Genomic DNA, 22,670 nt, shown 5'->3' with positions numbered 1-22,670 from the left:
CCCGAGGCCGTCCTCGACGACGGGGGTGTGTTGTGCGTAGGCCGGTCACAGGCAAGGTGCACGTTCACTACGGACAGATCTACGTCCAGAGCGATCCGGACCACACGAACCCAGACCTCTCCGAGGCATTCGCAGGCCAGAGCGTCGGATTGTGCGGGGCCGCGGTCCCGGGCGCGCTCTGGCTGGTCACCGCAGTACACACGGGCAACGTCGACTTCACCGTGGAGATCCATGACGTAGCGCCCCCGCTGGACCCGGGCTGGGAGGACGTGGTCGAGGCGTCCTTCCGACCGGTGTCGGAACGCACCAGCTTGGTGCAGTGGGCGGGCGAGGCCGCGTGGGACCTCGACCTCACCCTGACCGACTACCGGGTGCGGTACTGCGCCCAAGGAATGGACGAAGGACGGGAACTCGACACCAGAGGGCCCGAAGATCCACCAGCAGAAAGCTACCTCCTGCAGTTTTGGCCCGCCCCGCCCGGCCCCGACCGCGTGATCCGCCAGACCTCGCAGAACGCCGCGTACTGGCACCGCTACGCGCGCGAGCTTCCGCCCCCGCCCACCCCCGAGCAGCGCGCCGAGGCCGAGTACGTCGCCCGCCAGGAGGAGCAACGGGCCGCCGAGGAGCAGCGGCTGCACCACGAGCAGTGGGAGTGGGGCGGACGGCTACCGAGCGAAGGGCTGCGCGGTGCCCGCCAGAGCAATGTCCTCGGTCTGCTCCGCTTCGACAGCCACCTGGTGCACGCCCTCGATGCCGCAGGTCCCGAGGCCCAGCGTGCGGTGGCGCTCCTGGCCGCGCGGCGGGCCTGCGAAGCGGCGGCCCTGACTGATGTGCCGTGGGTCGCCCACGCGCTCGCCGAGTTGGCAGAGGAACGTCCGCTCCCGCCGCCGTTCGACGACACGGCCCGCATGTGGGAGACCCTGCGCTGCGACCCCTGCGTCCCGGAGCGGTCGGTACTCCAAGCGACACCTCCCGAGCGAGCGCCATACCGCCCGCCGACACCGCCCGCAGACGTGAGGCACACCGCCATCGTGGAGGTCCACGTCACCGGCACGCCCCGCGCCCCCGAACGGATCTCACAGCCCCATTTCGCCCTCCCCGCAGTGCTCGCTGCCGCCGAGCCCTCCCCGCTCAAGTCGGCACTGGACGCGGTATGGCATGCGGTCAACACCTACGGCGAGCACTACCCAGAGCTGCTGGCAGAGATCTGGTCAGCGTGCGCTGAGAAGACAGAGAAGTAGGAGGGAGCCCCCTCCGCGCCGTCAACGACGCGCAGTTCCCCCGTCACTTGTCTGCGGGCTGGAGGTGGAGGGTTTGGGGCGCTGGGGGTCCCCCCACGCCCTCTGGGCGTAGGGGGCGGAACTGCGCGACAAGCCACAGACGAGCCGCAGACGCCATGACCGCACACGCCCCACGGCGCCACCGCGCCTGCCAACGCGGCCGGCGCGGCCAACGCAGCCGGCGCGCTCACGGGCGCGGTGCCAGCCGTGCGCGGTCATACGCGGACTCGACCAGCAGTTGCAGCTGCAGCGCTTCCTCGGCGCCCGCCGGCGCCGCCGCTGTGCCCGTGAGGCGGTCGAAGAACGCGGTGACCGCCGCGAGTTCCGGTCGGCCGGACCCGGTGGTGACCGTGCCGTCCGCGTGGCGGAACTCGCCCCGGCGCAGGTCGAGTACGTGGTCCCCGTCGGCCGTGGTGAGCGTGACGGACGTGTCCAGGCGGCGCGCGGCCCGGTCGATCCGCAGCGTCGCCGGCAGGTCGCCGGGGAACGACAGCTCCACCCGGGCGCGTTCCTCCACGCCCGGCGCGTCCACCTCGCACTCCTGGACCTCGGGGGTGCCGAAGACGGTGACCAGCAGGTCCAGCAGGTGCGGGCCCAGGTCCAGGAGCGCGCCGCCGCCGGCCCGCGCCCGGTCCCCGTACCAGGCGGTGTACGCCCGCCAGACCCGGTTGCCCGGGGTGGCGACGGAAGCGGTGACGCTCCGTACACCGGCCCGGGCCGCCGCGGCGAGGGGGCCCGCGAGGGGATGGCAGCGAAAGGGCAGGTTCACCGAGAGCAGATGGGCGGCGGGGTGCGCCGCCATGCGTCGGGCTTCGGCCGCCGTGGCGGCGAGGGGCTTCTCGCACAGCACGGCGACGCCGGCGTCCAGGGCCGTGAGCACGGGCTCGGCGTGGACGTCGTTGGGGGTGCACACGCTCAGCGCGTCGGGCCGGGTCGCCGCGATGAGCTGCTGCACGCGGTCACCGGTCCACACGTCGGGACGGCCGGCCGTCAGGGCGCGGGCCCGCTCCACGTCGGTGTCGACGACGCCGACGAGTTCGACGTCGTCGCGGGCGTCGACGCAGGGCAGGTGGTAGCGCTCGAAGACGCGCCCGCAGCCCACGGCGGCGAAGCGGACGCGCCGCCCGCGGACCGTGGGGGCGGGCGGCGCTGCGGGGGCCACCGGGTCAGCCCCGCACTTGCGCGAGGGTGTGTTCGCCGCAGGCCCGGGCGACCTCGACGACGAAGTCCGGGAAGGCGTGCCCGAGGTGCTTGCGGTCGTACGCCGTGACCATGGCGCGCAGTTCGGTCTCCAGCCGTTCGACGAGGTGCGGCGGGTCCTCGTCGGCGATCAGCAGCCCGGCGTTGAGGAAGGCGACCAGCAGCCCGGTGAGGCCCTGGTCCCACAGGCGCAGCCGGCCGAGCAGCGGGCGCAGCGGTTCGGTACCGGGGCCGCGGCGGGCCCGGACGGCGTCGGCGATGCTCTGGGCGAGGAAGGGGACCTCGTTCTCCTTGCGGTCGTTGATCTCCGACGAGATCCGGCTCCAGGCGGTCCACAGGTGCTCGACGCGCTCGTCCTCGATGCGGTAGTCGCGGCGGGCCTGGAGCAGCACGTCGCGGGCGGGGCCCTCGATGTCGGGGATGTCGGGGATGTCGTAGCGGGTGGCCTTCTCGTAGATCTCGGTGCCGCGCAGCGCGATGGCGCGGTTGATGAGGAAGAAGGGGTTCTCGCTCTCGTGCACCCGGGCGGTGACGATGAACTTCAGGTTCTCCCAGAGTTCGTCGACGGTGGTCCCGGGCTCCAGCATGATCCAGCCGGGTTCCAGCTCGATGCCCTCTTCCTTGAACAGCCGGGCGGCGTCGAAGTTGTACTCGACGGTGGTGCCCTTGCGGAAGCGCTTCATCATCCCCGGCGACCCGGTCTCCATGCCGAGCAGCGCCAGGTCCATGCCGGCGCGGCGCAGGGTGCGCAGCGCCTCGCGGTCGATGAGCCCGGTGTCCACCCGGAACTCGCAGTGGAAGGAGACCTTCACACCGCGCCTGAGGATCTCCTCGGCGAAGCCGACGGCGTGGTTGTAGCCCGCGTCGAAGGCGCCGCCGAAGTTGTCGTCGTTGAACCAGAGGAAGCGGGTGCCGAACTCGCGTTGCAGGTACTCGATCTCGTCGACGGCGTCCTCGACGGGCCGCACGCGCCAGTAGCTGCCGATGACTCCGGGCTGCCTCGGTGCGTAGCAGAAGGTGCACTTGGCGTGGCAGCCGCGGCTGGTGTAGGTGGAGGCGCGCGGCGTGGGGATGCCGGTCTTGCGGTGGTGGACGAGCAGGTCTCGCGCCGGCCAGGCTTCCTTGGTGAGGTCCGGGAGCTTCGGCGGGCCGCTGCTGCGCACCCGCCCCTCCTGCCAGAACCACAACCCCGGCACCTTGCGCCAGTCCCTCCCCGCGGCCAGGCACTCCATCAGTCCTTCGACGGTCATCTCGCCCTCGCCGAAGGCCACGCAGTCGGCTTCCGGGATCCGTTCGGCGATCAGCTTCGCGTTGTACGTGCAGAACGCGCCGCCGATCGCCACGAACACCTTCGGGTCCGCCCGTCGCACGCACCGCAGCAGCCGTACGGCATCGATGATGTGCAGGTCGTACATGATGCTGATGCCCACGAACTTCGGCCGCTCGCGCCGCACCAGGTCCGTGATCGCCTCGTCGCTCGGGTGCCGCCCGTGCAGGTTCAGCGCCCGTACGGTGTGGCCGCAGGAGCGCAGGTGGCCGGCGATGCACGCCACCCCCAGGTTCTCCCGGACGCGTTTGTAGAACAGGCGCATCGCGGGGTCCAGGCGCAGATACTCCTCGTCGTTGATCATCACGTTCTGGTTGTTCAGGCTCGCGGCACCGGTGGGGATCTCCCGGGGGGTCAGCAGGAGCACATCCGACACGACCCGTCTCCTTTTCCTCTTCTTCCTCTTCGCTGACGTTCCTCTCGTGGCCGCGCACGGCACCCGGCCCCGCGCGGCCTTCACCTCTCGGCACCGCCGGCTCAGCCGGCCATGGCGCGTTCCGTCTCCGCGCACCGCCGCTTGGTCTCCGCGACGAAGTCGGGATAGGTGTGGCCCAGGTGTTCGTGGTCGTACGCGTCGACCAGCGCCCGCAACTCCGCGTCCAGCCGTGCCGCGAGGTGCGGCGGGTCCTCGTCGGCGAGCAGCAGTCCGACGTTGAGGAAGGCGATCAGCAGGTCCGGCAGCCCCTCGACCCAGCGGCGCAGCCGGCCCAGCAGCGGGCGCAGGCCCGCTTCCCTGCGCGCCCGGCGGGCCCGGGTGGCGTCGGCGATGAGCTGGGCGATGAAGGGCAGTTCCTCCTTGCGGTTGCTGACCTCGGCGCTGACGCTGCTCCACACCGCCCAGACGTCCTCGACGCGTTCGTCGGGGATGCGGTACTCGCGGCGGGCCTGGAGCAGGACGGCCTTCGCCGGGCCCTCCACGTCCGGTAGGTCGGGCGGGCCGGGGTCGGTGACCTTGTCGTACATCTCGGTGCCGCGCAGCGCGATGGCGCGGCTGATGAAGGAGAAGGGGTTCTCGCTGGGGGCGATCTCGGCGGCGACGATGAAGGCGAGGTTCTGCCAGAGCTCGTCGATGGTCGTGCCGGGCTCGATCATGATCCAGCCGGGCTCCAGTTCGATGCCCTCTTCCTTGAACAGCCGGGCGGCGTCGAAGTTGTACTCGACGGTGGTGCCCTTGCGGAACCGTTTTGCCATGGTGGGCGACCCGGTCTCCATGCCGAGCAGGGCGGAGACCATGCCGGCGCGGCGCAGGGTGCGCAGCGCCTCGCGGTCGACGAGCCCGGTGTCCACCCGGAACTCGCAGTGGAAGGAGACCTTGATGCTGCGCCGCAGGAGTTCCTCGGCGAAGCCGACGGAGTGGTTGTAGCCGTCCACGAAGGCGCCGCCGAAGTTGTCGTCGTTGAACCAGAGGAAGCGGGTGCCGAAGTCGCGTTGCAGGCATTCGATCTCGTCGACGACGTCGACGGGGGAACGGACCCGCCAGGCGTTGCCCGCGACCATGCCCGGTGCCCTCGGCACGTAGCAGAAGGTGCACTTGGCGTGGCAGCCGCGGCTGGTGTAGGTGGAGGCGACGGGGGTGGGGATGCCGGTCTCCCGGTGGTGGACGAGCAGGTCACGGGCCGGCCAGGACTCCTTGGTCAGGTCCGGGAGCTTCGGCGGGCCGCTGCTGCGCACCCGCCCCTCCTGCCAGAACCACAACCCCGGCACCTTGCGCCAGTCCCTCCCCGCGGCCAGGCACTCCATCAGTCCTTCGACGGTCATCTCCCCTTCGCCGAAGGCCACGCAGTCCGCCTCGGGGATCAACTCGGCGATCAGCTTCGCGTTGTACGTGCAGAACGCGCCGCCGATCGCCACGAACACCTTCGGGTCCGCCCGTCGCACGCACCGCAGCAGCCGTACGGCATCGATGATGTGCAGGTCGTACATGATGCTGATGCCCACGAACTTCGGCCGCTCGCGCCGCACCAGGTCCGTGATCGCCTCGTCACTGGGGTGCCGCCCGTGCAGGTTCAGCGCCCGTACCGAGTAGCCGCAGGAACGCAGGTGACCGGCGATGCACGCCACCCCCAGGTTCTCCCGGACCTTCTCGTAGAACAGCCGCATCGCCGGGTCCAGGCGCAGGTACTCGTCGTCGTTGATGAGCACGTTCTGGTTGTTGACGCTGGAGAATCCGGTGAGGATCTCCCGGGGGGTCAGTAGCACCGCGTCAGCCATGTGTACTCCACTCCAGACGTCCGTCCGGGGCCCCCGTGCGTCCCGTCAGCAGGAGCGCCGCGTTGTTGCCGCCGAAACCGAAGTTGTTCACCAGTACGGAACGGATGCCCGGGCAGGGCTCCGGGGTGCGCAGCACGCGGACGTGCCGGGCGGCCAGCGGGGCGCGCAGCCCGGGGGTGCCGGGGACCGTCCCGTGCCGCAGGGCGCGGACCGCGGTCACGACGGCGGGGAAGGCCGACGCGTGCAGCAGATGGCCGGTGGCGCCCTTGTGGGAGCTGACGGACACCTCCCGCCAGCCGTGTTCGGCGCCGATCCCGTCGAGCGCCGACAGCTCAGCCTCGTCGCCCTGCCGCGTGCCGGGGGCGTGGCCGTGGACGTGGTCGACGGAGGTGACGCCGGCCGAGGTGAGGACGGTGCGGACGCAGTCGGCGCTGATGTGCGCGTTGAGCCGGCTGATGCCCTGGCCCGCGACCCGGCAGGCGACGGCGTCGAGCGTCGCCCGGGGCGGGTGTCCGCGGGCCGCGGCGCGGTCCGCCCGCTCCAGCACGATCGCCCCGGCGCCCTCGCCGATGGTGACGCCGGAGCGGTGTTCGTCGAAGGGCCGCGCGACGTCGGTGGTGGTGGCCCGCAGCACGTCCAGACAGGCGTAGTCGTACGGGTTGAGCGCCGACACCCCGGTGACCACGGCGACTTCGGCGAGCCCGCTGAGCAGCCACTCCCGGGCCATGGCCAGGCCGAAGGCGCCGGAAGCGCAGGCGTGCGCGACCACGGCGGCGTCCGAGACGGCGCCGGCCGGGACGCCGAAGCCCCCGCCCGCCCAGTTCGGCTCCAGGGCGATCTCGTCGATGCGCGGGGCGTCGGCGACCTGCGGCAGATGGGGCACCACTCCGGCGGCGACCAGGAGGGTGCGGGCCGGGAGGCGGGTCATGCCGGCGTCCCGCAGCGCCTCGGTGCCCGCGCGGTCGGCGAACGCCCGGCGCACCGGGCCTCCGGCCGCCCCGGGGCCGTCGCCGGGCACCTGACAGACCGTCCGGCTGCGGAAGCGGGACGCGTCGAACCGGGTCAACTCGCCCAGTGCGCGCCGGCCGTCGAGCAGCGCCCGCCAAAAGGCGTCCGTCCCCGCGCCGAAGGCGGTGACCAGGCCCGTGCCGGAGATGACGACGGCGTCGGTGGGGGCGCGGGGCGGCGGGGCGGCGGGCTGCGGGGTGACCGGGACGGCGGCCACCCGGAACGCGGCCTGCCCCGCGTCCCGTACGACCTGACTGACGACGACGGCCGGGTGCAGCCCGGTGGTGACCGCGGCCCGGGCCCAGCGGACCGCCTGCTCGGCCGCCGTTCCCGGGCTGATCAGCACGTATCCCGGCCCCCGCCAGGTGCCGGGCTCCGCAAGGTGCTGGAGGAGTTGGGCGGGCTCGGGCGACATGGCCTCCGACGGGCGCAGCCGTCGACCGCCCGCCTCGGCCTCGGCGCACCGGCTGACGTACGCGGAGGTGGTCTCCACGCTGTAGTCGGCGGCGGCCAGGATCACGGGGACGGTGGTGCGCACGGCGGCGGGCAGCTGCTCCAGCGTCGACGTCAGCACGTCGACGAAGGCGGCGGCCAGCGTCGCGCCGGCGGTCGGCTCGGCCCGCCGGCGCCGTGCGTCCAGCTCCTCCAGCGCGGTCCTCACGGCCCGGCCCTGCCGGGGGCGAGGACCGAGGCGGCGGGGGTGAGCAGGTCGGCGAGCCCGTCGAGCGGGAGGCGGCCGGCGAGGAAGGCGCCGACCTCGGCGAGGCGCGGGTCCCCGTAGCGGTCGGCGACCCGCAGCCAGAACCTCGCCAGGAGGTCGGCGGCGTCCCGGCGCGCCCCTGGGAGGTGGTACGCGGTGGCCTCCAGCAGCGCGAACGCGGCGCCCGTGGCCTGGAGCCGCAGGCCGAGTTCCAGGTCCTCGCCGCCCCACAGTTCGCCGTAGTGCTCGTCGAAGCCGCCGGCCCGGTCGTAGACGGTGCGCCGCACGCTGGTGTTGGTGCCGATGCACGCCAGCCAGTGCAGCCGCTCGCGGCCCGGGGCGTCGAGCACGGCCCTGGCGGTGCGTTCGATGAAGGAGCGGCGGGGGCCGAGGAGGCGGGCGTGTTCGGCGAGGTCGGCGAGCGCGGCGGCGTCGATGCTGCGGCCCCGGGCGCCGACGAGGGCCGGTCGCAGCTCGGCGGGGTCGGGGGTCAGGGCGAACGCCGACAGGTCGGTGACGGAGCCGTGCACGACGAGGGGCCCCGCGGCCTCGTGCGCGCGCAGATGGGCGGCGAGCAGCCCGGGGGTGGCCAGGGTGTCGTCGTCGAGGAAGAGCAGGACCTCGCCGCGGGCCAGGTCCGCACCCTTGTTGCGGGCCCGGGCCGGGCCGCGTCCGCCGGTCTTCGCCATGCGCAGCGGTACGCGGGCGGGGACGGCCGCAAGGACCTGCGCCACCGCGCCGGTTGCGCTGCCGTCGTCGGCGGTGCCGGCCCCGCGGGCGTCGTCGGTTGCGTCGGCTGCGTCGTTGACCAGGATGACCTCGTACCGGTCGGGCGGCAGGGTCTGCTGCCCGAGCGCGGTGAGGGTCAGCAGCAGTCGGGTGGTCCGGTCCCGGGTGGGGACCACGACGCTGAGCGCCACCGGGTCGCTGCGGCTGCCCGGCGGGCGAGGGGACGTGGACGTCGGCGTGGGTGTCATGGGATGGACGGGCTCTGGCCGGCCTTCTGGTCGAGTATGTACGTGGCGAGGCCCTGGATGGAGAAGAGGGTCTCCTCCGTCAGCTCCTCGTCCTCGAAGACGACGTCGAACTTCTCCTCCAGGATCAGCAGGTACTCCAGGGCGTCCAGGGAGCTGAACCCGTACTGGTCGACCAGGCTGGCGTCGCCCGATGCGTCCACCGGCGCGGAGCGCAGCCGCTCCGCCTTGGTCATCTGCGCCGCGAGTTCGTGCAGTTCGCGGATGAGACCGTCTCGATCCATCGTGTCGTCCCTTCCTTCCCAGGTCACACGCGAGTGCGCTGATCGGCGAGCTGCTGTTCCGTCAGCCCGCGGAAGCGGTCCATCCGGTAGTAGTGCTGGAGGTCGCCGCCGAAGCCGGTGCGGTAGTAGAAGGCCGTGGTGTGGAGCTCGGGCTCCGTGCTCACCTCCTCGCCCCGTCGCAGGGCGGCGATCAGGTCGGGTACGGGGTAGGCGAAGGTCACGTCGGAGCGCAGGTACCACTCCTCCCCGTTGCGCTCCACGACGGGGAGCACGCCCTCGACGTCCGGCCCGATCTCCTCGGGGCGGACGGGGTGGCACATCAGGTCGTAGCGGAAGACCTCGTCCAGCAGCGGCTCGTACTCCTTGGGCACCTGGGGGCGCATGGCCTCCTCCCACCAGCGGCGCAGCAGCCGGGTGGTGAGCAGTGGCCACACCCCGGGGTCGGTCATCTCGCAGGCGGAGTTGGTCGGTCTGGCCAGTGCGTGCATCTCGCGGGCCGCGGGGTCCGTGGTGGTCTCGATCCAGTCGGAGAAGGAGAGGATGACGCGCGACTGGGAGACGTCGGCGAGTTCGCGCAGCGCGATCCAGACGTAGTGCAGCCACAGGCTCCGGGCCAGGATGCGGTTCCAACAGATGAAGCGGAGCATCCGCTCGTTGTCCTGGAGCGTCATGGTGTCGTGGGCGAGGACGTATTCGAAGTCGTCCCGCTCGCCGCGGACTGTGACCAGTCCGTACTCCTGCCGCTTGTCGTGGTACTCGGTGTTCGGCAACAGCATGAGCGGATGTACGGCGATGAACGGGGTGTGTTTGGCCGCCCGGTCGTAGCCCCGCAAGAAGGATTCGACCGTCTCGCCCGGCGCTCCCCAGATCAGCTCCAAATAGGGGTTGATGTCGTGTTCGTTCAGCCAGGCGACCAGGCTTTCCCATTCGTTCAGCTTCATGTTGCGCCGCTGCATCAGGTCGAGGACGTTCTCGTCCATGGTCTGGAGGGCCAGGATGAAGGCGCTGCGCATCCCGGCCTGCTTCATCTTGTCCATGATGCGGTAAAAACCTGCTGACTTGTTCTTTGCCCAGGAGGTCTCCATGCGCTTCGGGTATCCGTATCGGCTGCGGACCCGGAGCAGGTCGTCGATGAATTCTTCGTCCTGGCGCATGAGTCCGAAGTTCGAGTCGGCGAGCATGACGACCTCGGCGCCCGCTCGCCCCAGGCACTCCAACTCCGCCCGCAGCCGTTCACGGGAGAACGCCCGCATCTTTTGCCCGGTCGCGCCTCCCCAGTAACAGAAGGAACATTTGTAGGGACAGCCGCGATTGGTCTCCATCAGGGCGTAGTCGTAGCGGAAGCGGCCCCTTTGGTCCAGCAGGGGCACCGCTCCGGTCAGAATGGGGGACGGCAGGATCTCCAGGTCCTCGATGCGTTCGCGCTCGGGCGTCGTGATCTGTTTCCCGTCCTGCTCACAGAAGGAGATGCCGCCGATCTCGTGGAGTTCGCGGGCGTGCGCACCGTCCAGGTAGCCGCTGAGCAGATCCCGGAAGACCAACTCCCCCTCACCGTTGACCACCACGTCCACCTGCGGGAACTCCCGGAAGACCCGTTCGCCCTGGTGTGCCACGTGGTTGCCGCCGAAGATCACCCAGCCGCGCGGGTTGACCTGTTTGAAGGTCTCCGCGATGGATCCGAAGGGGCGGTAGTTCCAGCCGAGCACGGAGAAGCAGAGGATGTCGGGGCAGCCGTCCCGCAACAGGTCGCGCGCCATCGCGTTCAACCCCGCGTCGCCGGGGTAGTTGCGGATGGAGATGTCCATAGTCCGCCGGATGCGGGCGTCCGCTTCGGCGTATGACTTCAGATAGCCGACGGCCAGCGGCATGGAGGAAGCAGAATTTCCCCAGACTCCCTGCTGCACCAGTAGCACACGAGTCTTCATTCGTTCGGCTCGCTCCCCCTGATCGTTTCCCAGGCAAGTCGCCCTCTGAGGCTACAGCAGCACGTTTACGAAGCAATGAGCCTGACAAAAGAGCCCCGAAACCATGGCCGATTCACCGGTGGCGACCTGCACGGAACGCCACCTGACGGACCGCCGGGAGCGTAGTCGAAGCGATCTAGGTGCCCCCACCACGAGGTTCCCCAAGTGCGAAACCCTGCACCGTCGACGGAGATTTCGATCTCCTTCGGCTGGACATTCTTGATCAAACGTACGGGATCGTCGTTCGGGGGATGATTGGCCAGAACGGCATCCCTCGGGAGACGGGGGGCGCCACACCAGGTGATTCGCACTGGTGAGCCCATCCATAAGGCTGCGTTTCGGCCACCGGGCCTGCCGTTTCTTGCCTTTCCCTGTTTTTTGCCTCATGCACCTCCGAAGCGACCGCGGGCCGCTGGCTACACTGCCGAAGGTATTGCACTAGCTCCATTTCGCCCTGCTCGGCTCGGAGTTGCATGACGGAATATGCCCGATGCAAGATGCCCGACTTCCCCGCCCCGCGTGACGGCGTCCTTCGCAGCCCGAGCAGTGCCCGCGGTCGTCACCCCTCCGCCGCACGGACCCGGCGACTGCGCATCTGACCTCACCTCACGTTCCGGCGGTGCAGTCGCGCAGCCCGTGCCGACGCCCCGCCACGGCAATCCGCTGTGATGCGAAGGGGTTTCCATGTACGTCCTGGCCCAGTCCCTGACTCCCCCGGACCTGGCGGTCCTGACGGAGGCGTGCGCGGAGTTGGGGATCACCCTGCGGGAGTCCGCTCCCGACGAGCGCCGCTTCGAAGCACCCGACGAACTGCTGGTGGCCTTCCACCGGGTCGCCGGCCCCGGTCCGGACGAGCCGTCCGTGGCCGATCTGAAGGAACTCGGCGGGTACGCCGTCGCCGTCCTGGACCGGATATCCGCCACCGACGTGCTCGCCGCGGTCTCCAGCGGCTACGGCTTCACCCTGGCGAGCCCGCTGCGCCGGCCCCGGCTGGTGGAGACGCTGACGTATCTGCGTACCGTCACCCCGCCGGAGAACACCCAGGTCCTCACCCTCGACGGGCAGGGCTCCCTGTGGTCGGCGGCGAAGTCCGTGCCGGTCACCGACGCCGAGGCGGGGCTGCTGCGGCTGCTGTCCGACCGCCCCGGCCAGATCGTGTCCCGGGAGGACCTGACCCGGGCGGCCCTCGGCGAGGACGTCAACCGCGTCACCTCGGTGCTGAAGCAGAAGCTGCTGGACATCGAGTCAGGCGCGAAGCTCCTCAAGGTGCCCCACCTCGGCTTCCGCCTGGTGGGCACGGTCGAAGGGAGCGTGGTCCGATGAGGGTGGTGGTCATCACGGGCGCCCCTGGCGTGGGCAAGACCCGGCTGAGCCAGCAGTTGGCCGCGCGCTACGTCGTGCCGACCGCGGCCCTGGACTGCGACCCGGTCGTCTATCCGTGGGCCGGCGAGCCCGAGCTGTACGAACTGACGGCGTCCACCGTGCGGGCCGCGCTGCCGGTGTACCGCGACTGGGGCGCCCGCGTCGTGGTGATCAGCGGGGTGGTGCTGGCGGGCCGGGTCTACGACCGCTTCCGCACCGTCTTCGAGGATTTGGGCGTGGACTCCGTCTACTACGGCCTGCGGGCCGGACCGGAGGCCCTGGCCGCCCGGATCACGGGCGACCCGGGCGGCGAGCACTTCGTGGAGGGACGACTGGCCGAGCGCTATCTGGACGCGGAGGTGCCCGACGTGCCGGGAATCCGGCTGGTCGACACCACGCACCTGCCGTTGAAGGAGGCGACGGACGCGGTGGCGTCCCTGGAGTTGGCGTCGCTGGGGCCGCAGTGGATCGCGGCGCCCGTCTGACGCCCGCCCCGCGCGCCGGGTGCCCCCACCCGGTCCGCCGCCCCGTTCACCGGAACCGGCCCACCACCAGTCCGGGGTCACCGGGTCGCAGGCTGAGCACGAAGCCGTAGTAGTGCGTGGCGCCGATGCGCGCCACGTACTCCCGCACCTCCTCGCCCAGCGGGCCCGTCAGTTGCTGGTTCTCGTCCCGCGGGGCGAAGGCCGGCCAGCGCACCGCGGTGGAGGGCCGCACCAGCAGCCGGCCGTGGACGCCGTGGCGCCGCAGTTCCTCCACGAGCCTCGGTACGAGGAAGGGGCCGCGCTCGTCCCCGTACGCGGCGGCCTGGATCAGCGCCTCCCCGTCCTCGGTGAGCAGCGCGGGGACCCGGTTGACCAGCTCCCAGAAGAAGTCGAGACCGTCCAGGCCCGCCTCCCCCGTCAACCAGCCGAGCGCGCCGCGGCGCAGGGGGAGGCAGGGCGGGTTGGACACCACGAGGTCGTACCGCTCGTCCAGGGACAGCGACAGGATGTCCCCGACCCGGGCGGTCGTCCGCTCCGCCAGTGCGTTGACGTGCGCATTGAGTTCCGTGGCCGCGACGCACTCCGGGCTGACGTCCAGCGCGAGCACGTCGGCGCCGCCGCGCGCGGCGACCAGCCCGAGGACGCCGGTGCCGCACCCGAGGTCCAGACAGCTTCGGACGCCCCCGCGGGAGGCGATGATCCGGGCCAGGGTGAGCGAGTCGGTGCAGATCCACGGTCCGTACGTGCCCCGGTCCCGCCCGGCGGCCCGCCAGGAGGTGATCAGCGCCATGCCGTCCACGCGGACCAGGCAGTAGTCCGCGGAGAGCTTGCCGGACGACTCGGTGAGCACCCCGGCGTCCAGCAACAGGTCGATCAGCGGGCCCGGTACGTCCTCGCGCGCGTCGGCCTCCGTCACCTGCTCGCCGAGGACGAACAGCGAGGCGAGGACCGTCTCGGCGGGCAGCGCGGCGATCGCTCCCAGGGTCTCGGCACTGCGCCAGGGCGCGAGCTCACCGAGCCAGTCCCCGGCCATGGTGAGCAGGTCGTGCTGCGGCAGGGCCCGCAGCCGGCGCAGCGCCGAATTCGTCTCATCGGTGGGGGAAATGCCGTCCGCGGAAATCAATCGGGGCTCCTTGACGCCGTGCGCACGATGGATTCGGGGTGGAGCGGTCTTCGCACCGCGGGGGTGCGGTTCGCGCCGTCCTCAGGCGGATGCGTAGGCCGGTTCGAACGTGGCCTTCAACTCGCGCAGCCGCGCCAGGGCGCGGGGTCCGGCATACGGCGCGCAGCGGGCGATCTCCGATTCGGTGATGATGCCGAAAAGATAGAGGTTGACCACGTCGATGGGTCCGGTGCAGCTCTTGCAGAACGGGAAGCGGGGCCGGGACTGCATGAACATTTCGTAATGCTGGTGCTTACCGAACTGTTCGGAGATCAGCTCGGGTTGCTCCTTGATATTGCCCATCGGTTTGAGCCAGGCATAGGGGCAGCAGGAGACGTCGCCCTGGCCGAAGAGTTGCACCATCGTGGCCGTGGCGTAGCAGCGCAGCGTACGCACGCCGGTTTTCAGCTGGTTGCCGATGTGCTCGACGAAGGCGCGCGGCGGCAGGACCGGCTCCAGTTCGTCGTAGCGCTCCACCAGGGTCGCGAAGTGATCGCCGAGCGGTGGCGCGTGTGACGCCCGGGTCTCGCCGCGCACCGGGAAGAAGTAGAGCATGACGCCCGATCCGTAGCGCTCCAGCAGGAACTGGGCGAAATCGGCTTGTGCGGTGACGTTCGCATCGGTGAGGACGGACTGGATCTCGATGGGGATGCCCAGCTCCACGGCGTCGTCGAGGTGCCCCATGATGACGTCGAACAGCCGGTGCTGCTTCGGCGGCAGCCGGTGGCTGTTCAGCTGGAGGGTGTGGCCGTCCAGCGACAGGCAGAGCTGTACGTTGCCGAGGCCGGCCAGGGTCCGCAGCCGGGGCGGGGTCAGGAAGACGCCGTTGGTGATGACCTGGACGACCTCGTAGCGGGCGCTGCACTCGGCGACGAACTCGGTGGAGCCCTTCAGCCAGAAGAACTCGCCGCCGCTCAGTCGCATGATCGGGCTGTCCACGTGGCGGTGGTAGGCGTCGAGGATCTCGTGCCAGTCGGCGCGCCGGTCGGTGGTCAGCCTCAGTCGGGCGTCCGGGACGTTCATCAGGAGGTTGAAGTCTTCGGTGAGGCAGTAGGAACACCTCATCTGACACAGCTGTTCCTCTATTACCATGTCATTCATGAGGAGTTTGAGACGTTGCTGTCCGTCTCGATCGGCGAACACCGCATCGCGTAAGTGATCCTTCAGCGTCACGCCCGCATCACCGCACCCAGGTCGTTTTTGCGCAGGACTTCGCCGTCGAGTGGAAGAGTCTAGGATTTCGATCTATGCAAGGCAATGGCGGATGGCACTGAATTTACCCCCCGCTGACCAAGAGCCATGATCCCCGGGGCGGATGGCTTGGATTGGCCTGTGGACCGTCCCATGGGCCCGCGGTAACGTTGCGTGCTGTACTCACCAAATCGGCATGTCTGAACTGGGAGTAAGGACGCTGCATGCTCGCCATGGGTCTCGGCGGTTCCAATCATGATTTCTCCGCATGCCTGGTCGAAAACGGCGAGATAGCCGTCGGCATCGAGGAAGAGCGGCTGAGTCGCCGCAAGTACTCCGTGAATGTGAACTCGCTGGCTAACCAGTGCTGGCGGTATTGCCTCAAGGCTCACGGCGCCCGGGTGTCGGACGTCGACGTGGTGGTGGCGGACGACACCCTGCTGCCGAGTTGCTACTTCCCCTTCCGCAGCCGTACGACCCTGATCCGGCACCACATGGCGCACGCCGCGAGCGCCTTCCACCCCTCGCCCTTTCCGGAGGCCGCGGTCCTCGTCGTCGACGGGGCGGGCAGCTTGTTCGAGGGGCGGGGCGTCGAGACCCTGACGCTCGGGGTGGGCAGCGGCACGGAGATCACCGAGCTGTCCAAGGTGTACGGGACGAACTGGAGCACCGACGGCCTGCGCGCCGACCGGGTGTACCAGGCAGGGGACAGCGACCACTCGCTGGGCTTCATGTACAAGGCCGTCAGCCGGGCCATCGGGTTCACCCTCTACGAGGAGGGCAGTTGGTACCTGACGGAGGACGGCAAGACGATGGGGCTCGCGCCGTACGGCGGCGACCGCTACCGCGCCGAGTTCCACCGCCATCTCGACCTGCTGCCCGAGGGGCGGTTCGCGCTGCACCTCAAGGACGGCGGGCTGCTGTCCTTCGTGGCGGGCGCCCTCACCGGGCTGGAGGGCGAGGAGCGCTTCGCCCGCGGCGCCGACCTCGCGTGGGCAGCGCAGGACCTGTTGGAGGCGGCGGTGCTGCACGCCGCGCGGTGGCTGCACCGGGAGACGGGCCTGTCCCGGCTGTGCCTGGCCGGCGGCGTGGTGCTGAACTCGGTGGCGAACGGGAAGGTCCTGCGGCAGACGCCGTTCACCGAGGTGTTCGCGCAGCCCGCCGCCGGCGACAACGGCTGCGCCGTGGGCTGTGCGTACTACGGCTACCACGTGCTCGGCGAGCATCCGCGCCCGCGCACACCCGGGGCCCCGGGCCCGGGCGGCGCTCCGCGCCCGCAGCGGCACACCTACCTCGGCCGTGCGTACGACGACGAGGAGGTGCGGGCCGCGCTGGACGCCTCCGGGCTGCCGTACCGGCGGGTGGCGGACGCGGCCCGGCTGGCCGCCGAGGTGCTGCCGCGCGGGGCGCTCGTCGGCTGGTTCACCGGCGGCTCGGAGTTCGGGCCGCGGGCGCTGGGGCACCGCAGCATCCTGGCGGACCCCCGGCGCGCGGAGATGAAGGACGTGCTCAACAGCAAGGTCAAGCACCGCGAGTGGTTCCGGCCGTTCGCCCCCGCGGTGCTGGCGCACCGGGCCGCCGACTACTTCGACCTGGCGGTCGAGTCGCCGTACATGCTGCTCGTGGCGCCGGTCCGGGAGGACAAGCGGTCCGAGGTGCCGGCGATCACCCATGTGGACGGGACCGCCCGGGTGCAGACCCTGACGGCCGATGCGAACGGCTCGTTCTACGACCTGGTGGCCCGCTTCGACGAGCTGACCGGTGTGCCGGTGGTGTTGAACACCTCCTTCAACGACCGCGGGGAGCCGATCGTGGAGACCCCGCAGCAGGCGCTGGCCTTCTTCGGTCCGAGCCAGCTCGACTACCTCTTCGTGGAGGACTTCGTCGTGGCGCACGCGGCGGCCGACCTGGACGCGCTGATCGCCGACGGCGCGCCGGCGGGCGCGGAGGGGGACTCGTGACGAACGGGTCCGGCATGCGCTACGAGACCTGGCGCGGGCTCGCGCTGTGGGGCGAACAGGAGGAGGCGGCGGCCGTCGAGGTCATCCGGTCCCGCTCGCCGTTCCGCTACTACGGACCCGCCCTCACCCACCGAACGGACGCCTTGGAGCAGGGTCTCGCCGAGCTGACGGGGGTGCCGCACGCGGTCGCCGTATCGTCCGGGACGGCGGCGCTCACCACCGCGATGGTCGGGCTCGGCATCCCGGCCGGAGCGGAGGTGATCGTCCCCGCGGTGACCTTCGTGGCCAGTGTGGGGGCGGTGGTCGCCGCCCGCGGCATCCCCGTCTTCGCCGAGGTCGACGACGCGCTGACGCTGGATCCGCGGCGGCTGGAGGAGCGGATCACCGAGCGCACCTGGGGCGTGATGCCGGTCCACCTGAACAATGCGGCGGCCGACATGGACCCGATACTCGACGTGGCGCGCCGGCGCGGGCTGCGGGTGGTCGAGGACGCGGCACAGGCCGCCGGGGTCGCCTACCGGGGCCGGCCCGTGGGCGGGCTCGGGGACGCCGGCGCCCTCAGCTTCCAGTTGGACAAGAACATCACCGCGGGCGAGGGCGGTGCGGTCCTCACCCGGGATCCGGAGGCGTACGAGCGGATGGTCCGCTACCAGGACCAGGGCGGTCAGTTCAGCACGTCCAAGGGCGCGGTGCGCGGTACGGGCGACGGGCCGGTGTTCGTCGGCACCAACCTGCGCATGACGGAGTTGGCGGCGGCCGTGCTGCTGGTGCAGCTCCCCCGGCTGGCGCCGATGTGCCAACGGCTGCGGGACGTGGCCCGTCGGGTCCGGGAGGAGACCGCCGACCTGGGGCTCGACTGGCGCAGGCTGCCGGACGAGGAGGGCTCGGGCGGCGATCTGACGCTGTTGCTGGACTCCCGGCTGACGGCCCGCGGGTTCGTCGCGGGGCTCCGGGCGGCGGGCGTCCCGGCGTACACCCTCTACCAGGGGCAGACGGTGTCCACGCACCGGGCGGTGCGGGAGGGGCGCACCCCGTGGGGCAAGGAGTGGGAGCGTCCGGAGCGCAACCGGATCAGCGAGGGGTTCCTCGGCCGTTCCGTGACGATCGGGCTGGGGGCCGCGATGACCGACGAGGACGTGGACGCGGTCGTCGCCGCGGTCCACAAGACCGCCTCCGACGTGCGCGGCAGCGGCGGTTGAAGGGGCGCCTTCGACTGCTCGGCCCCGGAGGGGGCTTGACAGGCCGACCTGGGATGAAGAACATATGCATCACATTGGAAAGGTTGTGCCCAGCGGGCAGGCCCTAGGCCCCGCCCGCTGACCGGACGCAGACGACGTCGGAGCAACGACCTTCCACAGTGGGCGACTTCACGCCAGACGACTTCACAACAAGCGACTTCTCAGCGAGCGACTTCTCAGCGGTCCGGCCACGTCCGGGCCGCTTCTTCGTGCGCGCCGACGGCCGAGCGGGACCGCGGCGCGGGATTGGGGACGGACCATGACGAACGGCCTCGACAGGACCGCCTTGGTGACGGGGGCGACCAGCGGCATCGGGCTGGCCGTCGTCCAGCACCTGGCCGAGCTCGGGCACCGGGTCTTCTTCTGCGCCCGGGACGCCGACCGGGTCAAGCAGACCGTGGAGGAGTTGCGGGAGCAGGGCCACGACGTGGACGGCGTCGCCTGCGACGTGCGCTCCGCGCAGGACGTACGGGCCATGGTGACCGCGGCGGTCGAGCGGTACGGCAGCATCGACGTGCTGGTCAACAACGCGGGCACCGGTGGCGGCGGGGTGACCGCTGACCTCACGGACGACGCCTGGCTCCAGGTGATCGAGACCAACCTCAACAGCGTCTTCTACGTGACCCGGGACGTGCTCTCGGTGGGCGGCATGCGGGACAAGAGCCGGGGCCGCATCGTCAACATCGCCTCCACCGCGGGCAAGCAGGGCGTGGTGCTGGCGGCTCCGTACTCGGCGTCCAAGCACGGCGTGGTGGGCTTCACCAAGTCCCTGGGCAACGAGTTGGCGAAGACCGGGATCACGGTCAACGCGGTCTGCCCCGGCTACGTCGAGACGCCGATGGCGGAGCGGGTGCGCGCCGGGTACGCACGGGCGTGGGAGACCACGGAGGAGGACATCCTGGAGCGGTTCCAGGCGAAGATCCCGCTGGGCCGCTACTCGACGGTGACCGAGGTCGCCGGCATGGTGGGCTACCTGGTGAGCGACACGGCCGCGTCGGTGACGTCGCAGGCCATCAACGTCTGCGGCGGACTCGGCAACTTCTGAGCCCGCTCCGGTCGCCTCATCCGCGCTCGCGGGGCCGGTTCTCCCGGTACTCCTCGGCCAGCAGCGCGGTGAGCGTGCGGCGCATGTCCTTCAGGAACTCCTCGAACTGTCCGATGAGTTCGGGCGGATAGGCCGACATCATGGTGGTCATCCGGCCTGCGAACGGCGTGAAGAATTCGGTGGCGGCCTTGCCGATCTCCGGTCCGCTACGCAGCGTCACCACCCGGCGGTCGGAGTGCTCACCGCGGGTCCGCACGATGTGGCCCGCCTTCTCCAGCCGGTCCACCAGGGCGGTGGTCGCGCCCGAGGTGAGGGAGACGCGCTCGCTCAGCCGGGCCAGCGAGAGCGGCTGGCCCTGGTCCTCCGCGTACAGGATCTCCACCAGGGCGGCGGCGTCCGTGGAATGCAGGCCCAATTGGGCGGCAAAGCGCCGGGTGAATTCCGTGTAGTTGGCCCCCCAGGAACGCAACTCGTCCACGATGCGGCCCCCTTGCGCCGCCATCTGCGCGGTGTCGGGCTCTTCCATCCGTTCGCTCCTCGTCAGCACCGCACGTCGAAATTCCTGCGGTTCCTTTTCCATCAGGATATATCACGGCGATACAACTCAACGGCAAAGCGATCTCCCCGGGCCGGCGCCACAGATGTGGGTGAGCACGGCCGAGCTCTGGCTTCGATCGGGCAGATTGCCCACCTTTCATCGCCTTCGCCCCGAGTGCCCCCTCGCCCTCCGTACACCTCAGCAACCCCCAGCACTTCCCGGAAGGAGATCAGCACATGAAGTACACGGCATTTCTCGGGGTTCGGTTCGAGCCCGAATGGTTCCTGCTGGAGCCGGCCGAGCGCGACCGATTCGAAGCCGAGAACGTATTCCCGATCCTCGGCAAGCACGCGGCGACCCTCGACATCCGTCCCTTCCGGGCCTCCGGCTTCTCCACCCGCCACACGGACTTCTTCCTCGTGGGCTTCGACGACGTGGCGCAGTACCACGCCTTCGTCGAGGACCTGCGGGAGTCCCCGCTGGCGGCCCGCCGGTACGTGACCGTCACGGACAACGCCATCGGCATCGAGCAGCCGTTCGGGGCCGATGACAGCGCGTGACCACGACCCGGTGACGCGCCCGTCATCGGGGATCGAACTCCTCAACTCGACACCGGAGCGACCATGACGAGAATCGGCATCATCCTCGGCAGCACCCGGCCCCAGCGCAACGGCGGCGCCGTCGCCGAGTGGGTGCACGACATCGCCGTCCGCCGCGGCGACGCCGAGTACGAGCTCGTGGACATCGCCGAGCTGGCGCTGCCCCTGCTGGACGAGCCCATTCCGCCGTTGGCCGGGATGTACCAGCACCCGCACACCCTGGCCTGGGCGGAGCGGATCGCGCGCCTGGACGGCTTCGTCTTCGTGACCCCCGAGTACAACCACTCGGTGCCCGGCGCGTTGAAGAACGCCATCGACTACCTGTTCGCCGAGTGGAACGACAAGGCCGCGGGCTTCGTCGGGTACGGTCCCGTCGGCGCCGTCCGCGCCGTCGAGCACCTGCGCCTGGTGATGGCCGAACTCCAGGTCGCGACCGTACGGGCGCAGGTGGCCCTCACCTTCGACGCCGACTTCGTGGACCGCAGCGAGTTCCGCCCCACCGCCGAGAAGGCGGAGTTGGTCGGCAGCGTGCTCGACCAGGTCGTGGCCTGGAGCCAGGCGCTGGAGCCCGTGCGTCGCAAGGCGGCGTCATGAACGCGACCCATGCGACGGGCGACGCCCCCGTCATCGTGGTCGGCGCCGGACCGACGGGGCTGATGCTCGCCGGCGAACTCCGGCTCGGCGGCGCCGAGGTCATCGTCCTCGACCGGCTCGCCGAGCCGGTCACGGAGTCCCGCGGGCTCGGCTTCACCGCCCGCGCCACCGAGGTCTTCGACCAACGCGGTCTCCTCGACCGCTTCGCCGACGCGGAGATCAGCGCCAAGGGCCACTTCGGCGGCATCCCGATGGACTACTCCGTCCTGCCCGGCGGCCACTTCGGCGTGCGCAACGTCGAACAGTCGGAGACCGAGGCCGTGCTCACCGCGTGGGCCGTCGAACTCGGCGCCGACCTGCGCCGCGGCCACCAGGTGACCGCGATCGCCCAGGGCGATGACGGGGTCGTCGTCTCGGCGACCGGCCCCGACGGACCGGTGACGCTGCGCTGCTCGTACCTCGTGGGCGCCGACGGCGGACGCAGCACCGTGCGCCAGGCGGCCGGCTTCGACTTCCCCGGCCAGGACGCCACTTGCGAGATGTTCCTCGCCGACGTGGCCGGCGCGGACATCAGGCCCCGCTTCATCGGCGAGCGGGTGGCCGGCGGCATGGTGATGGCCGCCCGGCTCAGCGACGGGCTCGACCGGGTCATCGTCTGCGAGCGCGGCACGGCGCCCGGGGAGCGTACCGCTCCCCCGTCGTACGAAGAGGTCGCCGCGGCCTGGAAGCGGCTCACCGGCGAGGACATCGGCCACGGCGAGGCGCGTTGGGTCAGCTCCTTCACGGACGCCTCGCGGATCGTCACCGCCTACCGGCGCGGCCGGGTCCTGCTGGCCGGCGACGCCGCCCACATCCACCTGCCGGCCGGCGGCCAGGGGCTGAGCGTGGGCGTGCAGGACGCGGTGAACCTCGGCTGGAAGCTCGCCGCGGTGGTCACCGGGCGGGCGGGCGACGCGCTGTTGGACACGTACCACCAAGAGCGCCACCCGGTCGGCGAGCGGGTGCTGACGAACACCCGCGCGCAGGGAATCCTCTACCTCAGCGGCACCGAGGTCGACCCGCTGCGGGCGGTCCTCGGCGAGCTGATGGCGGACGACGAGGTGCTGAAGCGGCTGGCCGGCATGGTCAGCGGGCTCGACGTGCAGTACGACACCGGCGGCGGCGAACACCCGCTGCTCGGCCGTCGGCTGCCGCCGTGCGACCTGCGCACCGACGACGGGACCACCACCGGGAGCCGACTGCTGCACTCCGCGCGGGGACTGCTGCTGACCCTCGACGGCGCCACCGGGCTCCGGGGCGCCGCTGCGCCGTGGGCCGACCGGGTCGACGTCGTCACGGCGAGCGTGCTCGGCGAGGGCACCGACGCCCAACTGGACGGCGTGCGAGCGCTGTTGGTGCGGCCGGACGGTCACGTGGTCTGGGTGGCGCCCGACGGCGGCGACCTGACGACGGCCCTGGCCCGGTGGTTCGGGGACCCGGGCGACGAGCCGATGCCCGCGGCGGCCTGACCGTCGCGCCCCCGCCCGAACCCGACTGCGTACACGTGT

At 70.9% G+C, this 22,670-nt stretch carries 19 protein-coding genes; 9 read left to right on the top strand and 10 right to left on the bottom strand.

The window, feature by feature from the left end; all coding sequences use genetic code 11:
- The first annotated feature begins 56 nt into the window (after window positions 1–56).
- Window positions 57–1,241, top strand: a complete 1,185-nt coding sequence (locus ABZ842_RS23690; RefSeq protein WP_361539986.1) for a hypothetical protein — start codon at window positions 57–59, stop codon at window positions 1,239–1,241.
- A 226-nt stretch (window positions 1,242–1,467) separates the two neighbouring features.
- Here the strand turns inward: ABZ842_RS23690 and ABZ842_RS23685 are convergent, their stop codons facing one another.
- From ABZ842_RS23685 to ABZ842_RS23655, 7 genes are all read right to left on the bottom strand, one after another.
- Window positions 1,468–2,442: a Gfo/Idh/MocA family oxidoreductase gene (locus ABZ842_RS23685; protein WP_361539983.1), complete on the bottom strand. Its 975-nt coding sequence runs from the start codon at window positions 2,440–2,442 to the stop codon at window positions 1,468–1,470.
- A 4-nt stretch (window positions 2,443–2,446) separates the two neighbouring features.
- A complete protein-coding gene (locus ABZ842_RS23680; RefSeq protein WP_361539980.1) occupies window positions 2,447–4,183 on the bottom strand; it encodes a radical SAM protein in 1,737 nt (578 codons plus the stop codon).
- 101 nt (window positions 4,184–4,284) lie between these two features.
- Entirely contained in the window at window positions 4,285–6,018 is a 1,734-nt protein-coding gene (locus tag ABZ842_RS23675; RefSeq protein WP_361539977.1) for a radical SAM protein, read from the bottom strand.
- Window positions 6,011–7,687: a beta-ketoacyl synthase N-terminal-like domain-containing protein gene (locus ABZ842_RS23670; protein WP_361539974.1), complete on the bottom strand. Its 1,677-nt coding sequence runs from the start codon at window positions 7,685–7,687 to the stop codon at window positions 6,011–6,013. The genes ABZ842_RS23675 and ABZ842_RS23670 overlap by 8 nt, the downstream gene beginning before the upstream one ends.
- On the bottom strand, window positions 7,684–8,703 hold the full coding sequence (locus ABZ842_RS23665) for a glycosyltransferase (RefSeq protein WP_361539971.1): 1,020 nt from the start codon (window positions 8,701–8,703) through the stop codon (window positions 7,684–7,686). Before ABZ842_RS23665 ends, ABZ842_RS23670 begins: the two co-directional genes overlap by 4 nt.
- Window positions 8,700–8,984 (bottom strand): phosphopantetheine-binding protein, encoded by a 285-nt coding sequence (locus tag ABZ842_RS23660; protein WP_361539968.1) that lies wholly within the window; start codon window positions 8,982–8,984, stop codon window positions 8,700–8,702. The genes ABZ842_RS23665 and ABZ842_RS23660 overlap by 4 nt, the downstream gene beginning before the upstream one ends.
- Before the next feature lie 23 nt (window positions 8,985–9,007).
- Complete coding sequence (locus ABZ842_RS23655) at window positions 9,008–10,909, bottom strand: KedN5 family methylcobalamin-dependent radical SAM C-methyltransferase (protein WP_361539965.1); 1,902 nt, start codon at window positions 10,907–10,909, stop codon at window positions 9,008–9,010.
- Between the two features lie 723 nt (window positions 10,910–11,632).
- On the opposite strand from ABZ842_RS23655, the gene ABZ842_RS23650 reads away from it, so the two are divergent.
- Complete coding sequence (locus ABZ842_RS23650) at window positions 11,633–12,271, top strand: hypothetical protein (protein WP_361539962.1); 639 nt, start codon at window positions 11,633–11,635, stop codon at window positions 12,269–12,271.
- A complete protein-coding gene (locus ABZ842_RS23645; RefSeq protein ID WP_361539959.1) occupies window positions 12,268–12,795 on the top strand; it encodes a hypothetical protein in 528 nt (175 codons plus the stop codon). The genes ABZ842_RS23650 and ABZ842_RS23645 overlap by 4 nt, the downstream gene beginning before the upstream one ends.
- Before the next feature lie 46 nt (window positions 12,796–12,841).
- On the opposite strand, the gene ABZ842_RS23640 is transcribed toward ABZ842_RS23645, so the two are convergent.
- Together ABZ842_RS23640 and ABZ842_RS23635 are read right to left on the bottom strand one after the other, a co-directional pair.
- Window positions 12,842–13,918 (bottom strand): methyltransferase, encoded by a 1,077-nt coding sequence (locus ABZ842_RS23640; RefSeq protein WP_361539956.1) that lies wholly within the window; start codon window positions 13,916–13,918, stop codon window positions 12,842–12,844.
- 81 nt (window positions 13,919–13,999) lie between these two features.
- Entirely contained in the window at window positions 14,000–15,022 is a 1,023-nt protein-coding gene (locus ABZ842_RS23635) for a radical SAM protein (RefSeq protein WP_361539953.1), read from the bottom strand.
- A gap of 350 nt (window positions 15,023–15,372) precedes the next feature.
- Between ABZ842_RS23635 and ABZ842_RS23630 the strand changes: the two genes are divergently transcribed.
- The 3 genes from ABZ842_RS23630 to ABZ842_RS23620 all read left to right on the top strand — a co-directional run bounded on the left by ABZ842_RS23630 (window position 15,373) and on the right by ABZ842_RS23620 (window position 19,392).
- Window positions 15,373–17,109, top strand: coding sequence for a carbamoyltransferase C-terminal domain-containing protein (locus tag ABZ842_RS23630; protein WP_361539950.1), 1,737 nt, complete (start codon window positions 15,373–15,375; stop codon window positions 17,107–17,109).
- A complete protein-coding gene (locus ABZ842_RS23625) occupies window positions 17,106–18,308 on the top strand; it encodes a DegT/DnrJ/EryC1/StrS family aminotransferase (RefSeq protein ID WP_361539947.1) in 1,203 nt (400 codons plus the stop codon). The genes ABZ842_RS23630 and ABZ842_RS23625 overlap by 4 nt, the downstream gene beginning before the upstream one ends.
- Window positions 18,309–18,606: 298 nt before the next feature.
- The gene (locus tag ABZ842_RS23620) at window positions 18,607–19,392 is read left to right on the top strand and encodes an SDR family NAD(P)-dependent oxidoreductase (protein WP_361539944.1); all 786 of its coding nucleotides are present in this window, start codon (window positions 18,607–18,609) and stop codon (window positions 19,390–19,392) included.
- Between the two features lie 16 nt (window positions 19,393–19,408).
- Here the strand turns inward: ABZ842_RS23620 and ABZ842_RS23615 are convergent, their stop codons facing one another.
- The gene (locus ABZ842_RS23615) at window positions 19,409–19,918 is read right to left on the bottom strand and encodes a MarR family winged helix-turn-helix transcriptional regulator (protein ID WP_361539941.1); all 510 of its coding nucleotides are present in this window, start codon (window positions 19,916–19,918) and stop codon (window positions 19,409–19,411) included.
- A 248-nt stretch (window positions 19,919–20,166) separates the two neighbouring features.
- Here ABZ842_RS23615 and ABZ842_RS23610 point away from each other — a divergent pair, with 248 nt between their 5' ends.
- From ABZ842_RS23610 to ABZ842_RS23600, 3 genes are all read left to right on the top strand, one after another.
- On the top strand, window positions 20,167–20,490 hold the full coding sequence (locus ABZ842_RS23610) for a darcynin family protein (protein WP_361539938.1): 324 nt from the start codon (window positions 20,167–20,169) through the stop codon (window positions 20,488–20,490).
- 63 nt (window positions 20,491–20,553) lie between these two features.
- Window positions 20,554–21,123, top strand: a complete 570-nt coding sequence (locus tag ABZ842_RS23605) for an NAD(P)H-dependent oxidoreductase (RefSeq protein ID WP_361539935.1) — start codon at window positions 20,554–20,556, stop codon at window positions 21,121–21,123.
- On the top strand, window positions 21,120–22,631 hold the full coding sequence (locus ABZ842_RS23600; RefSeq protein ID WP_361539932.1) for an FAD-dependent monooxygenase: 1,512 nt from the start codon (window positions 21,120–21,122) through the stop codon (window positions 22,629–22,631). Before ABZ842_RS23605 ends, ABZ842_RS23600 begins: the two co-directional genes overlap by 4 nt.
- Window positions 22,632–22,670: the final 39 nt, after the last annotated feature.

This window comes from Streptomyces sp. NPDC047315, from assembly GCF_040643215.1.
Taxonomy (GTDB): domain Bacteria; phylum Actinomycetota; class Actinomycetes; order Streptomycetales; family Streptomycetaceae; genus Streptomyces.
The sequence above is the reverse complement of the archived record's forward strand: the minus strand, read 5'-3'. Positions and strand labels throughout refer to the sequence as shown.

Bases quoted from the DNA above. Each gene is read 5' to 3' on its own strand.
- ABZ842_RS23675 (WP_361539977.1), bottom strand. From the start codon at position 6,018: ATGGCTGACGCGGTGCTACTGACCCCCCGGGAGATCCTCACCGGATTC.
- ABZ842_RS23665 (WP_361539971.1), bottom strand. From the start codon at position 8,703: ATGACACCCACGCCGACGTCCACGTCCCCTCGCCCGCCGGGCAGCCGC.
- ABZ842_RS23660 (WP_361539968.1), bottom strand. From the start codon at position 8,984: ATGGATCGAGACGGTCTCATCCGCGAACTGCACGAACTCGCGGCGCAG.
- ABZ842_RS23655 (WP_361539965.1), bottom strand. From the start codon at position 10,909: ATGAAGACTCGTGTGCTACTGGTGCAGCAGGGAGTCTGGGGAAATTCT.
- ABZ842_RS23650 (WP_361539962.1), top strand. From the start codon at position 11,633: ATGTACGTCCTGGCCCAGTCCCTGACTCCCCCGGACCTGGCGGTCCTG.
- ABZ842_RS23645 (WP_361539959.1), top strand. From the start codon at position 12,268: ATGAGGGTGGTGGTCATCACGGGCGCCCCTGGCGTGGGCAAGACCCGG.
- ABZ842_RS23635 (WP_361539953.1), bottom strand. From the start codon at position 15,022: ATGAGGTGTTCCTACTGCCTCACCGAAGACTTCAACCTCCTGATGAAC.
- ABZ842_RS23630 (WP_361539950.1), top strand. From the start codon at position 15,373: ATGCTCGCCATGGGTCTCGGCGGTTCCAATCATGATTTCTCCGCATGC.
- ABZ842_RS23620 (WP_361539944.1), top strand. From the start codon at position 18,607: ATGACGAACGGCCTCGACAGGACCGCCTTGGTGACGGGGGCGACCAGC.
- ABZ842_RS23615 (WP_361539941.1), bottom strand. From the start codon at position 19,918: ATGGAAGAGCCCGACACCGCGCAGATGGCGGCGCAAGGGGGCCGCATC.
- ABZ842_RS23610 (WP_361539938.1), top strand. From the start codon at position 20,167: ATGAAGTACACGGCATTTCTCGGGGTTCGGTTCGAGCCCGAATGGTTC.
- ABZ842_RS23605 (WP_361539935.1), top strand. From the start codon at position 20,554: ATGACGAGAATCGGCATCATCCTCGGCAGCACCCGGCCCCAGCGCAAC.
- ABZ842_RS23600 (WP_361539932.1), top strand. From the start codon at position 21,120: ATGAACGCGACCCATGCGACGGGCGACGCCCCCGTCATCGTGGTCGGC.